At 60.9% G+C, this 15476-nt stretch carries 12 protein-coding genes; 10 read left to right on the top strand and 2 right to left on the bottom strand.

What is annotated here, in order from left to right; translation table 11 throughout:
- Nucleotides 1-120 precede the first annotated feature (120 nt).
- From FFR93_RS23405 to xylA, 5 genes are all read left to right on the top strand, one after another.
- Complete coding sequence (locus tag FFR93_RS23405) at nt 121-1329, top strand: HlyD family secretion protein (protein ID WP_138394949.1); 1209 nt, start codon at nt 121-123, stop codon at nt 1327-1329.
- A gap of 89 nt (nt 1330-1418) precedes the next feature.
- A complete protein-coding gene (locus FFR93_RS23400; protein WP_138394948.1) occupies nt 1419-3020 on the top strand; it encodes a DHA2 family efflux MFS transporter permease subunit in 1602 nt (533 codons plus the stop codon).
- Nucleotides 3021-3213: 193 nt separating this feature from the next.
- Nucleotides 3214-4236, top strand: coding sequence for a LacI family DNA-binding transcriptional regulator (locus tag FFR93_RS23395; protein ID WP_138394947.1), 1023 nt, complete (start codon nt 3214-3216; stop codon nt 4234-4236).
- A gap of 20 nt (nt 4237-4256) precedes the next feature.
- A complete protein-coding gene (gene xylB, locus FFR93_RS23390; RefSeq protein WP_138394946.1) occupies nt 4257-5711 on the top strand; it encodes a xylulokinase in 1455 nt (484 codons plus the stop codon).
- Nucleotides 5712-5891: 180 nt separating this feature from the next.
- Nucleotides 5892-7202, top strand: coding sequence for a xylose isomerase (gene xylA / locus FFR93_RS23385; RefSeq protein WP_064708651.1), 1311 nt, complete (start codon nt 5892-5894; stop codon nt 7200-7202).
- A gap of 66 nt (nt 7203-7268) precedes the next feature.
- Here the strand turns inward: xylA and FFR93_RS23380 are convergent, their stop codons facing one another.
- Nucleotides 7269-8300: a LacI family DNA-binding transcriptional regulator gene (locus FFR93_RS23380; RefSeq protein ID WP_138394945.1), complete on the bottom strand. Its 1032-nt coding sequence runs from the start codon at nt 8298-8300 to the stop codon at nt 7269-7271.
- 263 nt (nt 8301-8563) lie between these two features.
- Here FFR93_RS23380 and FFR93_RS23375 point away from each other — a divergent pair, with 263 nt between their 5' ends.
- From FFR93_RS23375 to FFR93_RS23355, 5 genes are all read left to right on the top strand, one after another.
- Nucleotides 8564-10090, top strand: a complete 1527-nt coding sequence (locus tag FFR93_RS23375; RefSeq protein ID WP_138394944.1) for a sugar ABC transporter ATP-binding protein — start codon at nt 8564-8566, stop codon at nt 10088-10090.
- Between the two features lie 77 nt (nt 10091-10167).
- Entirely contained in the window at nt 10168-11172 is a 1005-nt protein-coding gene (locus FFR93_RS23370; protein ID WP_064708654.1) for an ABC transporter permease, read from the top strand.
- 84 nt (nt 11173-11256) lie between these two features.
- The gene (locus tag FFR93_RS23365; protein ID WP_138394943.1) at nt 11257-12204 is read left to right on the top strand and encodes a substrate-binding domain-containing protein; all 948 of its coding nucleotides are present in this window, start codon (nt 11257-11259) and stop codon (nt 12202-12204) included.
- 248 nt (nt 12205-12452) lie between these two features.
- On the top strand, nt 12453-13505 hold the full coding sequence (locus tag FFR93_RS23360) for a sugar phosphate isomerase/epimerase (RefSeq protein ID WP_138394942.1): 1053 nt from the start codon (nt 12453-12455) through the stop codon (nt 13503-13505).
- A 146-nt stretch (nt 13506-13651) separates the two neighbouring features.
- Nucleotides 13652-14839: a Gfo/Idh/MocA family oxidoreductase gene (locus FFR93_RS23355; RefSeq protein ID WP_064708657.1), complete on the top strand. Its 1188-nt coding sequence runs from the start codon at nt 13652-13654 to the stop codon at nt 14837-14839.
- An 89-nt stretch (nt 14840-14928) separates the two neighbouring features.
- Here FFR93_RS23355 and FFR93_RS23350 read toward each other — a convergent pair whose 3' ends face one another.
- The gene (locus FFR93_RS23350) at nt 14929-15330 is read right to left on the bottom strand and encodes a DoxX family protein (RefSeq protein ID WP_138394941.1); all 402 of its coding nucleotides are present in this window, start codon (nt 15328-15330) and stop codon (nt 14929-14931) included.
- Nucleotides 15331-15476: the final 146 nt, after the last annotated feature.

Below are 15476 nucleotides of genomic sequence, written 5' to 3'. Positions count from 1 at the left end.
TACCTTAAAAGAAATCGAACCGATTGGTTCTATCCATCTTGATATGACGACAAAAGAGGTTTATGTCAACTGAACCGAACCGTTCAGTTCGATCAATTACTCCAAGATCGGTAAGTGCCCATGTCGAGCAACCAGAAAAGCAGCGTCGCGCGTATCGTCAGCGAAAACGCCGAAGCCGAAGAGGCAAAAGTCGCGGCCGTTGCAGAAGCTCCGACGGCGGAAGCGCGCGAGAAGCCGCCTGCCCCCGCGCAGTCGGCGCCGGCTTCGGTCGCAGCTCCTGCGGCTGCGAAGAAGCGCCGCAGTCCGGTGCTGCCGATCGTGGTGCTTGCTCTTCTCGCAGGCGGCGCTTGGTATGGTTACGAATGGTGGACGAACGGCCGCTTCATGGTGTCGACCGACGATGCCTATATCGAGGGCGATATCGCAACGATTTCGCCGAAGGTCACGGGCTATGTCGCGAAGGTGAACGTCGTCGCCAACCAGGAAGTCAAAGCCGGCGATGTGCTCGCTACGCTCGACAATGGCGACTACCAGAACGCGCTCGATCAGGCCCAAGCCCAGATCGCCACCGAAAAGCTTTCGCTGCAGCGCATCGATGCGCAGATCGAAGGCGCCAATGCGAGCTTCGCACAGGCGCAGGCGCAGAAGGTGGCACTCGAAGCGGCCGTTCGCGGTGCCGAAATCACCCAGAAGCGCCAGAGCGAGCTTCAGGCAAAGTCGGTCGGCACCGCCGCCGATCTCGACAATGCCAACATCGCACTCGACCAGGCCAAGGCCAATCTTGCCGCAGGCGACGCCAACATTGCCGCCGCGCGTGCCAACATCACCATCCTTCAGGCCCAGCGCAAGGAGGCGGAGGGTTCGGTGCGCTCGCTGGAAATTTCGCGTGATAAAGCCGCCCGTGACCTCTCCTTCACCGTGCTCAAGGCGCCTTATGACGGCATCGTCGGCAACCGCTCCGTCCAGGAAGGCGATCTCGTCTCGCCTGGCCAGCGCCTGATGGCGCTCGTTCCGGTGCGCCAGCTTTATATCGACGCCAATTTCAAGGAAACGCATATCCAGCATCTCGTTCCGGGGTCGAAGGTCAACGTCCATGTCGATGCTTATGACGACCATCCGATCGTCGGGACCGTTGTTTCGATTTCGCCGGCGTCCGGCTCGGTCTTTTCACTGCTGCCGCCGGAAAATGCGACGGGCAACTTCACCAAGGTGATCCAGCGTGTGCCGGTGCGCATCGCGCTGCCGCAGGAAGCGCTCGACAGCGGACGCCTGCGCGCGGGCCTGAGCGTCGTCGTCGACGTCGACACCCGCACGGCGCCGAGCAAGTAAGCCTTTAGGGCAATTCCAGCAAAAGTGTGCAGCGGTTTTGCGTCCGGAATTGCGTGAAAAAATTGCTCTGGAAAGGCGGAGGTGGTCCCATGGCCGGAAGTGCGACTGCAACAGCGGGTACTGTTCCGGCAGCGCCCGCTCACGCCGAGGACCGCATGGATCCGAGGAAGCTCATCGCCTTCTTTGCAATGGTGCTCGGCATGTTCATGTCGATCCTCGATATCCAGATCGTCTCGGCCTCGCTTGCCGAGATCCAGGCTGGCCTTTCGGCCGGCAGCGATGAGATCGGCTGGGTGCAGACATCATATCTGATCGCCGAAGTGATCATGATCCCGCTCTCGGGCACGCTGGCGCGCATCATCTCGACCCGTTATCTCTTCGCGATCTCGGCTGCGGGCTTCACCATGGCGAGCGCGCTTGCGGCAACGGCGACGAATATCGACCAGATGATCGTCTATCGCGCCATTCAGGGTTTCATCGGCGGCGGCATGATTCCGTCGGTCTTCGCGGCTGCCTTCACCATCTTCCCGCCGTCGAAACGCAGCATCGTCTCGCCGATCATCGGCCTGATCGCAACGCTGGCGCCGACCATCGGCCCGACAGTCGGCGGCTATCTCAGCCACGCCTTCTCCTGGCATTGGCTGTTCCTGGTCAATATCATTCCGGGAATCATCGTTACGATCGTCACCTGGAACTTCATCGATTTCGACAAGCCGGAACTGTCGCTCTTCAAGAAGTTCGACTGGTGGGGGCTGGTTTCGATGGGCGTCTTCCTCGGCGCATTGGAATATGTGCTCGAAGAGGGCAACTCCAACGACTGGTTCAACGACGAGTCCATCGCCATCGCGGCCGTTGCGTCGGGCGTCGCCGCCATCATATTCTTCTATCGCGCCTTTTCAGTGGAGTTCCCTGTCGTCGATCTCAAGGCCTTTGCAAACAGAAACTTCTCCTTCGGCTCGGTCTTCTCCTTCGTCATGGGTATCGGCCTTTATGGCCTCACCTATATCTACCCGGTCTATCTCGGCCGCATCCGCGGCTATGATTCGCTGATGATCGGCGAGACGATGTTCGTTTCCGGACTGGCGATGTTCTTCACCGCGCCGATCGCCGGCCGGCTGTCGACCAAGATGGACCTGCGCCTGATGATGGTGATCGGTTTCGTCAGCTTCGCCGCCGGCACATATATCATGATGCACCTGACGGCGGACTGGGATTTCTACGAGCTCTTCATTCCGCAGATCCTGCGCGGTTTCGGATTGATGATGTGCATGGTGCCTATCAACAACATTGCGCTCGGCACGATGCCGCCCTCGCGCATTCGTGGTGCGTCCGGTCTGTTCAACTTGACGAGAAACCTCGGCGGCGCCGTCGGCCTTGCCGTCATCAACACCGTGCTCACCAACCGGCAGGATGTGCACTACGAGCGGCTGCGCGAGAATGTCGACTGGGGCAATCCGGCTGCGATCGATCAGATGAACAACATGGCCGCCAATTTCAACACCTATGGCATGGACGGTGCGTCGGTCGCGATCAAGCAGATGGTCAACCTTGCCACCAGGCAGGCGGTCATTCTCTCCTTCAGTGACGTATTCCTGATCCTGACCGTACTTTTTCTCGCGATGATCCTCGGTGTCGCGATGATCAAGAAACCCGCGCCGCAAGGCGGGGGAGGAGGTGGCGGCGGCCACTGACCTCCGGCTTCCGCCCCTCGAAAAGGCCCTCTCCGGAGGGCCTTTTTGTTTGCCGTCCTTCGACTTTTATGTCAACGCAGTGTGATGCCGGAAGCGAACCGGGCAGCGCCTGAAGTCGGTGCGCGAACTGGCTGTTCGATTTTTTGATTTACGTACATCAAAATTAGCGCTAATGGTCTCGTCGGGAGGAATGATGAGGCCAACTGTTCACGATATCGCCGCCGCCGCCGGGGTTAGCCTAGCGACTGTCGACCGGGTGCTCAACCAGCGCCCGGGAGTGCGTCATGTCACGCGGGAGAAGGTAGAGACCGCGATCCGGCAGCTCGGTTATGTCAGGGACGTCGCCGCCGCCAATCTTGCCAAGGGACGCACCTATCCGCTGGTATTCATTCTGCCGGCCAGCGACAATTCATTCATGCACGGCCTCAATGCCGAAATCCGGCAAGCGATCCTCCGCTCGCCTGCTGAACGCACCGATATTCGCACCATCGAGGTGCCTGCCTTCGATCCGGCCGCCCTCGTCGCAGTGCTCGAAGGGCTTTCCCGCGAAAAGCCTTGCGGCATCGCGATGGTTGCGACCGATGCGCCGGAGGTGCGTGCCGTCGTCGACAGGCTGGTGCGTGCCAGCTTTCCTATCGTGACGCTGGTGTCCGATCTTACCGGCTCGCTGCGTCATCACTACGCCGGCGTCGAAAACATCGCGGCAGGCCGCACAGCGGCCCGTCTGCTCGGCCGGTTCCTCGGGCCGCGAAAGGGCGAGATCGCCGTGCTCGCCGGCTCCATGCTGGTGCGCGACCATCGCGAGCGGCTGGAAGGTTTCACCTCGGTCATGGCAGAGGAATTTCCCGATCTTGCGATCCTTCCGGTTCTGGAAGGCCGTGACGATCCGGAGATCGCTCATATGCTGGTCGCCGAGGCACTTGGGAATGCCGACATTATCGGCGTCTACAGTCTCGGCGCCGGCAATCGCGGCCTTATCAGGGCGCTGAAGGAGAAGGCTGTCGACCGGACGCTGACGGTCATTGCCCATGAACTGACCGCGCACACGCGCGCGGCGCTCATCGACAACACGATCGATGCGATCCTCAATCAGGATGCCGGTCATGAGGTGCGCAGCGCAATCCGCGTGCTGAAGGCCAAGGCGGACGGGCTCGCCGTCATCGAATCGCAGGAGCGTATCCGCCTCGACATATTCCTGAAGGACAATCTGCCGTAACGGCAAAGGGAGAATGCCACATGTATCTCGGTCTCGATCTCGGAACCTCCGGCGTCAAGGCGATGCTGATCGACGGCGACCAGAAGATCGTCGGTTCGGCGAATGGTTCGCTCGATGTCTCGCGCCCGCATTCCGGCTGGTCGGAACAGGAACCGGCTCACTGGGTGCGCGCTACCGAAGAGGCCGTAGCAGGCCTCAAGGCGAAACATCCCAAGGAGTTCGCAGCGATCAAGGGCATCGGCCTTTCAGGCCAGATGCATGGCGCCACTCTTATCGACGCCGCCGACAAGATATTGCGGCCTTGCATTCTCTGGAACGATACGCGCAGCCATGTCGAAGCCGCCGCACTCGATGCCGATCCGCGTTTCCGCGCGCTGACCGGCAATATCGTGTTTCCCGGCTTTACGGCGCCCAAACTCGCCTGGGTCAAGAAGCATGAGCCCGAGATTTTCGCGAAGGTCGCCAAGGTGCTGCTGCCGAAGGATTATCTGCGTCTCTGGCTGACTGGCGATTATATTTCCGAAATGTCGGATTCGGCTGGCACCTCCTGGCTCGACACGGGCAAGCGCGGCTGGTCGTCCGAACTGCTTGCCGCCACCGACCTTTCCAAGGAGCAGATGCCGGCGCTTGTCGAAGGTACCGAGCAGGCCGGCAGACTGCGGCCGGAACTCGCGGCGCAATGGGGCATATCGGGCACTGTCGTCGTTGCAGGCGGCGCGGGCGACAATGCGGCCTCGGCCTGCGGCATGGGCACTGTCAGCGATGGCGCGGCCTTCGTCTCGCTCGGCACCTCGGGTGTGCTTTTTGCCGCCAACGGCTCCTATCTGCCGAAGCCGGAGAGCGCCGTGCATGCCTTCTGCCACGCGCTGCCGAACACCTGGCATCAGATGGGTGTCATCCTCTCGGCCACCGATGCGCTCAACTGGCATTCCGGTGTGACAGGCAAATCCGCCGCCGAGCTCACCGGCGAACTCGGCGAGACACTGAAGGCGCCTTCCGGTGTCACCTTCCTGCCTTATCTCTCAGGTGAGCGCACGCCGCACAATGATGCCGTCATCCGCGGCGCCTTTATCGGTCTCGAGCATGAAAGCAGCCGTGTCGTGCTCACCCAGGCCGTGCTCGAAGGTGTGGCCTTCGCCATCCGCGACAATCTCGAAGCGTTGCGTTCGGCCGGGACGGGTATCGCGCGCGTGACGGCAATTGGCGGCGGTTCGCGCTCGCTTTACTGGCTGACATCAATCGCCACCGCGCTCGGCGTTCCGGTCGACCTGCCGGCCGACGGCGATTTCGGCGCGGCCTTTGGCGCCGCCCGTCTCGGCCTGATCGCAGCGACGGGGGCGGATCCGATCGCCGTCTGCACGCCGCCGGTGACGGCGAGCACCGTCGAGCCGGTCTCGGCGCTGAAGGGCGCTTACGAAGACGCGTATCAGCGCTACCGCGCATTCTATCCGGCGATCAAATCGCTGGCGCATTGAAACCTAGAGCCGGCGGCCCCCTCATCCGCCTGCCGTACCTTCTCCCCGCTGGGGAGAAGGGAATACGCCGCAACGTTTCCGTTTCCCTTCTCCCCTCGGGGAGAAGGTGGCCCGAAGGGTAGGATGAAGGGCTGGATGGCACGAACGACAAGACTGAACACGAACCCAAGGAGACCTGACATGAGCACCGGATTTTTCGGCGATATCCAGAAAATAAAATACGAAGGCCCGGACAGCACCAATCCGCTGGCCTTCCGCTACTACCAGCCGGACGAGATCGTTCTCGGCAAGCGCATGGAAGATCATCTGCGTTTTGCGGTGGCCTATTGGCACACCTTCACCTGGCCGGGCGGCGATCCCTTCGGCGGCCAGACCTTCTTGCGTCCCTGGTTCGAAGACTCGATGAAGGCCGCCAAGCTGAAGGCAGACGTGGCTTTCGAATTCTTCTCGCTGCTGGGCGCGCCCTACTACTGCTTCCACGATGCCGACGTGCGTCCGGAGGGCAAGAATTTTGCCGAAAACACCAAGAACCTCAACGAGATCGTCGATTACTTCGCCGAGAAGCAGGCCGCGACCGGCACCAAGCTGCTCTGGGGCACGGCGAACCTCTTCTCCAACCGCCGCTATATGTCGGGTGCGGCGACCAACCCGGATCCCGACGTCTTTGCTTTCGCGGCCGCGACGGTCAAGACCTGCATCGACGCCACGCAGAAGCTCGGCGGCGAGAACTACGTGCTCTGGGGCGGCCGCGAAGGTTATGAGACGCTGCTCAACACAGATCTCAAGCGCGAACTCGACCAACTCGGCCGCTTCCTCAACCTCGTCGTCGAGTACAAGCACAAGATCGGCTTCAAGGGCACGATCCTGATCGAGCCGAAGCCGCAGGAGCCGACCAAGCACCAGTATGACTATGACGTCGCGACCGTCTACGGCTTCCTCAAGAAGCACGGCCTCGAAAACGAGGTGAAGCTCAATATCGAGCAGGGCCATGCGATCCTCGCCGGCCATTCCTTCGAGCATGAGCTGGCGCTGGCCAACGCGCTCGGCATTTTCGGCTCGATCGACATGAACCGCAACGACTACCAGTCCGGCTGGGATACCGACCAGTTCCCGAACAATGTTCCGGAAATGGCGCTTGCCTACTACCATGTTCTGGCAGGCGGCGGCTTCAAGACCGGCGGCACGAACTTCGACGCGAAGCTGCGTCGCCAGTCCCTCGACCCGGCGGATTTGCTGATCGGCCATATCGGCGGCATGGATTGCTGCGCTCGCGGCCTGAAGGCAGCCGCCAAGATGATCGAAGACAAGGCCCTGTCGCAGCCGCTCGCCGATCGTTATGCCGGCTGGGAAACGGCCGAGGCGCAGAAGCTCTTCCGCGGCGAGTATTCGCTCGACGAGATCACGCATTACGTCGAGAGCCGCGACATCAACCCGCAGCCGAAATCCGGCAAGCAGGAACTGCTCGAAAACGTCGTCAACCGCTACGTTTGACAACATGCGCCGGCGGCCATCGGTCGCCGGCACAGCCCCTCCTCGGCCGGCTGCAATCCATCCGATTCAGCGTTTCGACCAGCTGCGCGATGGCGCGGAGACGGAGTTTCGAACGACCAGATCCGGCCTCAGCAGGATTTCCGTCTCGGCCGGCTCTCCATCTGACAGGAGTTCCAGCAGCAGCGCCATGGCCTGTTTGCCGATCGCCGTTCTCGGCTGGCGGATCGTCGTCAGCGACGGGGATATGAAGACGGCTTGCGGTACGTCGTCGAAGCCGGTCACCGAGAAATCGCGAGGAATGTCGTAGCCGCGTGCGCCGAGCCCGATCATGACGCCGATTGCGGTCTGGTCGTTCACGCACATGAAGGCGGTCGGAAGCGTATCGCGCATGAAAAGCTGTTCAACGGCATGCCGGCCGCTTTCAATCGTGCCATCGCCTTCGAGCACGATCCTCAAATCGGGCGGGACTCCGGCAGCGTCAAGACCGGCATCGTAACCCAAGCGGCGCCGTGTAAAGGCAAGTCGGGTGCGGGAATCGCCGATGAAGGCGATCTTGCGATGGCCCTCGGCCAGCAGTAGGTCCACCGCCTTTCGCGCCCCCTCGGTATCGTCGACGCCGACATAGGGAATGCCACCGTTGAATACCGGTTCGAAAACCCCGACGCTCGGCGGCAGCCGCGCGGTCATCGTCTGATGCCCGAAGGGCAGGATGCCGGTGAAGAGGATAAGGCCGGCGGCTTGGTTGGAGTTGAGGAATTTCAAATATTCCAGGCCTCGCTGGGCATCGTTCTGAGTGTGTCCGATCAGGACGCCATAGCCGTGGGCGCGCGCCTCGTTCTCTAGCCCGACGAGGATGTTGGAGAAATTCGGATCCCCGATGTCGGGCGCCACGACCAGGATCATGTTAGAGCGGCCGAGCCTCAGGCTGCGGGCCATGGCATTGGTCGTGTAACCGGTAATGGCGATTGCCTGGTTGACCTTGAGCCGCGTCGAGTTGGCGACTTTTTCCGGGGTGTGGATCGCCCGCGAGACAGTCGCGATGGAGACCTCGGCGATCCGGGCGACGTCTTCGATTGTTGCAGGCGTAGAATTCGACACTGGGCTCTGCCTTAAGGCTGTCTTCGCCGTGACACTACACAGACTTGTCGCGAGGTCAAAGGCAGGCCTCACCTCATCTGTGTAAATCCACGATGTAAACCTTTACATCGCCGATGTAAAGGTTTACACAGGCTCAAAGCGGACGGGAGCCGCGAACGCATAGCCCTGAGAATCGACGCAGTTTTCAGAAACTAAATGTGAGCTAGTTCATAGTGGAGCGTTGCCGGCTTTTCCGGACGCGCAGCGCTCTAGGGGAGGGAATAATGACCGTCGAGATCGCCGACACCGCACCTGTGGTGCTGTCCGCCAGGCGCATATGCAAATCATTCAGCGGTGTGCAGGTTCTCTTCAGCGTCAACTTCGATCTCCGCGCCGGCGAAATCCATGCGCTGATGGGGGAGAACGGCGCCGGCAAATCCACGCTCGTCAAAGTGCTGTCAGGTTTCGAACAGCCGACTTCAGGCGAGATTCTCCTGGATGGCAAGCCTGTGGTGCTGCCGCCCAATGGTGCTGCGGAAGCGCTCGGCATCGTCATCATTCACCAGGAATTCAATCTCGCCGAACATCTGACGGTGACTGAGAGCCTTTTTCTCGGGCGCGAGGTTACGCGTTTCGGGGTGCTTGACCGGAAATATATGCGCGCGGAAACGCGCAAGGTCCTCGACCTGCTCGGATCGCATGTGGATGAGAACGCGCTGATCAGCACGCTTTCCATCGCCGATAAGCAGATGGTCGAGATTGCCAAAGCGATCAGCCGCGATGCACGGGTCGTGTTCATGGACGAACCGACCGCTGTCCTGTCACGGGAAGAAACGAATATGCTCTTCCAGCAGGTCCGCAAGCTTCGCGATCAAGGCACCAGCTTCGTCTTCGTGTCCCATAAGCTCGACGAGGTGATGGAGTTGACAGACCGGGTGACAGTCCTGCGAGACGGCCAGTGGATCAAGACGTCACCGACGTCGATCCTGGACGGCGAATCGATCGCGCAGTTGATGGTCGGCCGCGAGCTTTCCAGTCTCTATCCCGCCAAGGTCGAGCCCGATGTCGACGAGGAGATCGTCCTCAGCGTCTCCTCGGTGTCGACGGGCTACGTCAAGGATGCGAGTTTCGAGGTGCGCAAGGGCGAGATCATCGGCTTTTCCGGCCTCATCGGCTCCGGTCGCACCGAGCTGATGGAGGCGATCGCCGGCTTGCGTCACCGAATTGAGGGTGAAGTGGTCATCAAGGGGCAAACGGTCCCTTCCGGCGACGTGCATGCCGCCAATCGCTGCGGGCTCGCCTACATGACCAAGGACCGCAAGTCGAAAGGCCTCCTGTTGCGCTCCGGCATGGTGACCAATCTGACTTTGCAGTCTCTCGGAAGGCATTCCCGCCACGGCTATCTCAGCCCGGGCAGCGAGGCGGCCGCGCTGGCAAAGGCCAAGCGCCGTTTCGACATAAGGGTTCGCGACGCAAATGTCGTCGCCGGCCGGATGTCGGGCGGAAACCAACAGAAGCTGCTGCTCGCCAAGGTCATGGAGACCGATCCCGATATCATCATCATCGACGAGCCGACGCGCGGCATCGATGTCGGCACCAAGCAGCAGATCTATCATTTCATTTCAGCGCTCGCCCGCGACGGCCGGTCGATCATCGTCGTGTCGTCGGAGATGCCTGAGGTGATCGGCCTCTGCACGCGGGTGGCGGTGATGCGCGAAGGCCATATCGTCGGCGTGCTCGAGGGCGACGAGATTTCCGAACAGGAGATCATGCGCTACGCGGCCGGGCTCAAAAGGAAAGCGGCCGCCTGAGGGTGGAAGCGGGCTTGGCAGATGCGGACGATAAATAAAATGCCCAGAGATTATGGGATCGGAGGTTGGTTTTGGAAATGAGTGTCAACGAGGAGACCAGGGAAATCCGGCGCCGGTCCTGGCGGGATGTCGACCTGCGTGCGGTCGCGCCTTTCGTCGCCTTAGCACTGCTCCTGATCGTCGGAGCCCTGGTCAATCCGAATTTCATTGGCGTCACCAACCTTGCCAACGTCGCGACGCGCAGCGCCTTCATCGCCATCATCGCGGTCGGCGCGACCTTCGTGATATCAGCGGGCGACCTCGATCTCTCGGTGGGTTCCATGGTGGCTTTCGTCGCCAGCCTGATGATCTTGCTGATGAATTCGGCTGCCATCGAAAATCCGGCGCTGATGCTGATCGCTGCGGTCGTCTTCACGGTCGCCGCCGGTGCGCTCTGCGGCCTGGCGAATGGCCTCATCACCACGGTTGGCAAGATCGAACCTTTCATCGCCACGCTCGGTACGATGGGCATCTATCGCGGTCTGACGACATGGCTGTCGCAGGGCGGCGCGATTACGCTTCGCTCTCCCGACATCCAGACGCTCTATCGTCCCGCCTATTTCGGCACTATCGCCGGCGTGCCGGTGCCGATCGTAGTGATTCTTGCGGTGACGGCGGTCGCGGCATTTATCCTCTATCGCACCAGATACGGACGCCATGTCGTGGCCGTGGGATCAAACAGTGATGTCGCCCGCTATTCGGGCATCGCTGTCGACCGCGTGCGTACAATCGCCTTCGTGATCCAGGGGCTTTGCGTCGCCATCGCCGTGCTGCTCTATGTTCCGCGTCTCGGCTCGACCTCGGCGACGACGGGAATCCTCTGGGAACTGCAGGCGATCACCGCCGTCGTTGTCGGCGGTACGGCGCTCAAAGGCGGTGCCGGCCGGGTCTGGGGAACGATCTGCGGGGCCTTCATTCTCGAACTCGTGGGCAACATCATGCTGCTTTCGAATTTCATCAGCGAATATCTGATCGGCGCCATTCAGGGTGCGATCATCATCATCGCAATGTTCGTCCAGCGCTCGCTGGTGAGAAAATCATGATCTGACCAGTCTGAATCGGGCCGGGCTCACAGGGCGTCCGGTCCCAGTATGGAAAAGTCCCTGAAGTCATTGGGAGGAAATAGCATGCGGAAATTGATGTTGGGTCTGGCTGTTGCGGCGTTGACTGTTGCCGGCACGGCCTATGCCCAGGATAAGAAATTTACGATCGGGGTGTCCATTCCCGCCGCTGACCACGGCTGGACCTCGGGTGTCGTGTTCCACGCCGAACGCGTCGCCAAGCTGCTGATGGCTGAGCATCCGGGTCTCAACGTCATAGTCAAGACCTCCCCTGATGCCGCCAGCCAGGCCAATGCCGTTCAGGATCTTGATACGCAGGGCATTGATGCCCTCGTCATCCTGCCGTCCGACCCGGATCCGCTCGTCAACGCTATCAAGGAAGTCAAGGACAAGGGCAAGTTCGTTGCTCTCGTTGACCGGGCACCTAGCAACAACGACAGCTCGGTGCGCGACCTCTACGTTGCCGGCAACAACCCGGCTCTCGGCGAAGTCGCCGGCAAGTACATCAAGGAGAATACGCCGGACGCCGAAGTTGTCATCATCCGCGGCCTGCCGATCCCGATCGACCAGCAGCGGCAGGACGGCTTCGACAAGGGCATCGCCGGTTCGAACGTCAAGGTTCTCGACCGCCAGTACGGCAACTGGAATCGCGACGACGCCTTCAAGGTCATGCAGGATTACCTGACAAAGTACCAGAAGATCGACGTCGTATGGTGCCAGGACGACGACATGGCCGTCGGCGTTCTTCAGGCGATCGAGCAGGCCAAGCGCACGGACATCAAATATGTCGTCGCTGGCGCCGGCTCCAAGGACATGATCAAAAAGGTTATGGACGGCGACAAGATGATCCCGGTTGATGTTCTCTATCCGCCGGCGATGGTCGGCACGGCCATGGAGCTGACAGCCGCGGCCCTTTACGATCAGGTTCCTGTCCACGGCAACTACATCCTCGACGCGACGCTCGTCACTAAGGAGAACGCCGAGGACTTCTACTTCCCGGATTCTCCGTTCTGATCTATCGGCATTGGAGTGCGCCCATTCGAAAGGATGGGCGCATTTTCGCTTTCATTTCGGTGCATAGCCGAAAATGCTGCACGTACCTCTTGCTCGTCAAAGCCCATCATGATTAGGTCGCAGCCATACCGCATCTGGTCTCGCCGCAAGTCTCCGAGCCAAGGGTGAGGAGGCACCTTGCTCCCGCCCAAATGCGTGCTACAAGTTCTCAGAAACGTTTACGGCAGATATTCAGGGAGGAATCTGACATGAAGACGATCAAGGGTCCCGGCCTTTTCCTTGGCCAGTTTGCGGGTGACACCGCGCCTTTCAATTCCTGGGACGCGATAACCAAATGGGCGGCCGGTATCGGCTATAAGGGTGTCCAGGTGCCGACCTGGGCGAGCCAGCTGATCGATCTGAAGAAGGCTGCCACATCCAAGGATTATTGTGACGAATTCGCCGGCAAGGCCCGCGAAAATGGCATCGAGATTACCGAGCTCTCCACCCATTTGCAGGGCCAGCTCGTCGCCGTTCACCCGGCCTATGACGAAGCCTTCGACGGTTTCGCGGCGCCTGAGGTGCGTGGCAATCCGAAGGCCCGTCAGGAATGGGCGGTCGAGCAGGTCAAGATGGCGCTGACCGCATCGAAAAACCTTGGCCTGAAGGCGCACGCAACCTTCTCTGGCGCGCTTGCCTGGCCTTTCATCTATCCCTGGCCACAGCGCCCGGCCGGTCTGGTCGAGACCGCCTTCGACGAGCTTGCCCTCCGCTGGACCCCGATCCTCAACCATGCGGACGAGAACGGCGTCGACGTCTGCTACGAGATTCATCCGGGCGAGGACCTGCATGACGGCATCACATTCGAGATGTTCCTGGAGCGCGTGAAGGGCCATCCGCGCGCCAACATGCTCTACGATCCCTCGCACTATGTTCTGCAGTGCCTGGATTATCTCGAGAACATCGACATCTACAAGGACCGCATCAAGATGTTCCACGTCAAGGATGCGGAGTTCAACCCGACCGGTCGCCAAGGCGTCTATGGCGGCTATCAAGGCTGGGTAGAACGCGCCGGCCGCTTCCGTTCTCTCGGCGACGGCCAGGTCGATTTCGGCGCCGTCTTCTCCAAGATGACGGCTAATAATTTCGACGGCTGGGCCGTGGTCGAATGGGAATGTGCGCTGAAGCATCCGGAGGATGGCGCCCGCGAGGGTGCCGAATTCGTCGCCGCCCATATCATCCGCGTCACCGAAAAGGCCTTCGACGATTTTGCCGCCGGCGGCACCGACCAGGCGGCGAACCGGCGGATGCTCGGACTTTAAAGAGAGAAATCCCCCGCCCAGCCCCTCCCCACAAAAGGGGAGGGGCTTGTTGTGGCGCTGCCGCGGATTTTCTCCCGAATTGTGGGGAGATGCCCGGCAGGGCAGAGGGGATTGATCTCCAAACAAGAAATTTCAGGAGTACAAGAATGGCAATCGAAGCATCATCCGAACAGACCCGTGAGCCGCGCATCCGGCTCGGCATGGTGGGCGGCGGCGCCGGCGCATTCATCGGTGCGGTGCACCGCATCGCGGCGCGGATTGACGATCAATACGATCTCATCGCCGGCGCGCTGTCGTCGACGCCTGATAAGGCTGTCCAGTCTGGCCGTGATCTTGGCCTCGACCCGTCGCGGACCTACTCCAGCTACCGCGAGATGGCGATCCGCGAGGCGAAGCTGAAGAACGGCATCGAGGCGGTGGCGATCGTCACGCCGAACCATGTGCACTACGATGCGGCCAAGGAATTTTTGAAGCGCGGCATCCATGTCATCTGCGACAAGCCGCTGACATCAAACCTTGCCGATGCGAAGAAGCTGAAGAAGGTGGCCGACGAGAGCGGCGCGCTTTTCGTGCTGACACATAATTACACCGGCTATCCGATGGTCCGTCAAGCGCGCGAGATGGTCGCGAACGGCGAACTCGGCGATATCAGGGTGGTCCAGGCCGAATATCCGCAGGATTGGTTGACGGAAGCCGTCGAGCAGACCGGCCAAAAGCAGGCCGCCTGGCGCACCGATCCGGCCCAGTCCGGCGTCGGCGGGTCTACAGGCGATATCGGCACGCATGCCTATAATCTGGCCTCCTTCATCACCGGCCTGGAGCTCGACAGCCTTGCCGCCGATCTCGACAGTTTCGTGCCCGGTCGCCGGCTTGATGACAACGCCCATGTCATGCTGCGTTTCAAGGCGAAGGGTTCGGAGAAGCCGGCCAAGGGCATGCTCTGGTGCAGCCAGGTGGCGCCGGGCCATGAGAACGGCCTGATGGTTCGCGTCTACGGCACCAAGGGCGGACTGGAATGGACCCAGAAGGATCCGAACTACCTCTGGTACACGCCATTCGGCGAGCCGAAGCGGCTGATCACCCGTGGCGGCGCCGGCGCAGGCGCTGCGGCCGGCCGCGTTTCGCGCGTGCCGTCAGGGCATCCGGAAGGTTACCTCGAAGCTTTTGCGACGATCTATACGGAAGCCGCGCATGCGATCAACGCCCGCAAGAAGGGCAAGGAAGTCGATAAGGCGGTGGTCTATCCCACCGTCGACGATGGCGTGAAGGGTGTCGCCTTCGTCGAGGCCTGCGTTGCCTCGTCCAAGAAAAACGGCGCCTGGGTGAAACTCTAAGCTTTGACGATCCGCGCCTCAGATGGTGTGGGGCGGAGTCGTGAGCAATGCCGAGGCGGCCTTGGGTCGCCTCGGCTTATCATCATGTCTCAGGCCGTAGCGTGGTTGCGCTTCATGAGGCCGTCGACGCTGAGTGGGCCGGCGCCTGCCGCCACCAGATAGAGAAACACGAAGCAGAACAGGATCGCAGCGACGCCGCCGTTCTGCGCGGGATAAAAGCTCTTCCCCGCATGGCCGATAAAATAGGCGAAGGCCATCAGCCCCGAGAGCACGAAAGCTGCGATGCGTGTCTGGAATCCCACCAGGACGAGGAAGCCGAGGATGAGTTCGATCAGCCCGGCGATCCAGGGGAGCGAGCCCATCGGCGGCACGCTTGCCGCCGCCGGAAAGTGCAGGATCTTCTGCGTTCCATAACTGAAAAGCACGAGCGACGAGACGATACGGAGCAGGCTCAGCAGATGGGGCTGCAAGAGGTGGATCGAAGACAGCATTGGATTCCTTTCATGTTCTACGATGTCTTCCGCTGTGTAGCGACGGTGAGCCTGGCAGCAAATCACGACTGCTGACATTCGCGTTATGAGAGCGCCGGGGCGGAAAACATGGCAATTGGGAGCGAGGAACAGCGCCATATGGCTGC

It is taken from the genome of Rhizobium sp. MHM7A (assembly GCF_005862215.1).
In the GTDB taxonomy this organism is placed as follows: domain Bacteria; phylum Pseudomonadota; class Alphaproteobacteria; order Rhizobiales; family Rhizobiaceae; genus Rhizobium; species Rhizobium bangladeshense.
This window is presented reverse-complemented; position numbering and strand designations above follow the sequence as displayed.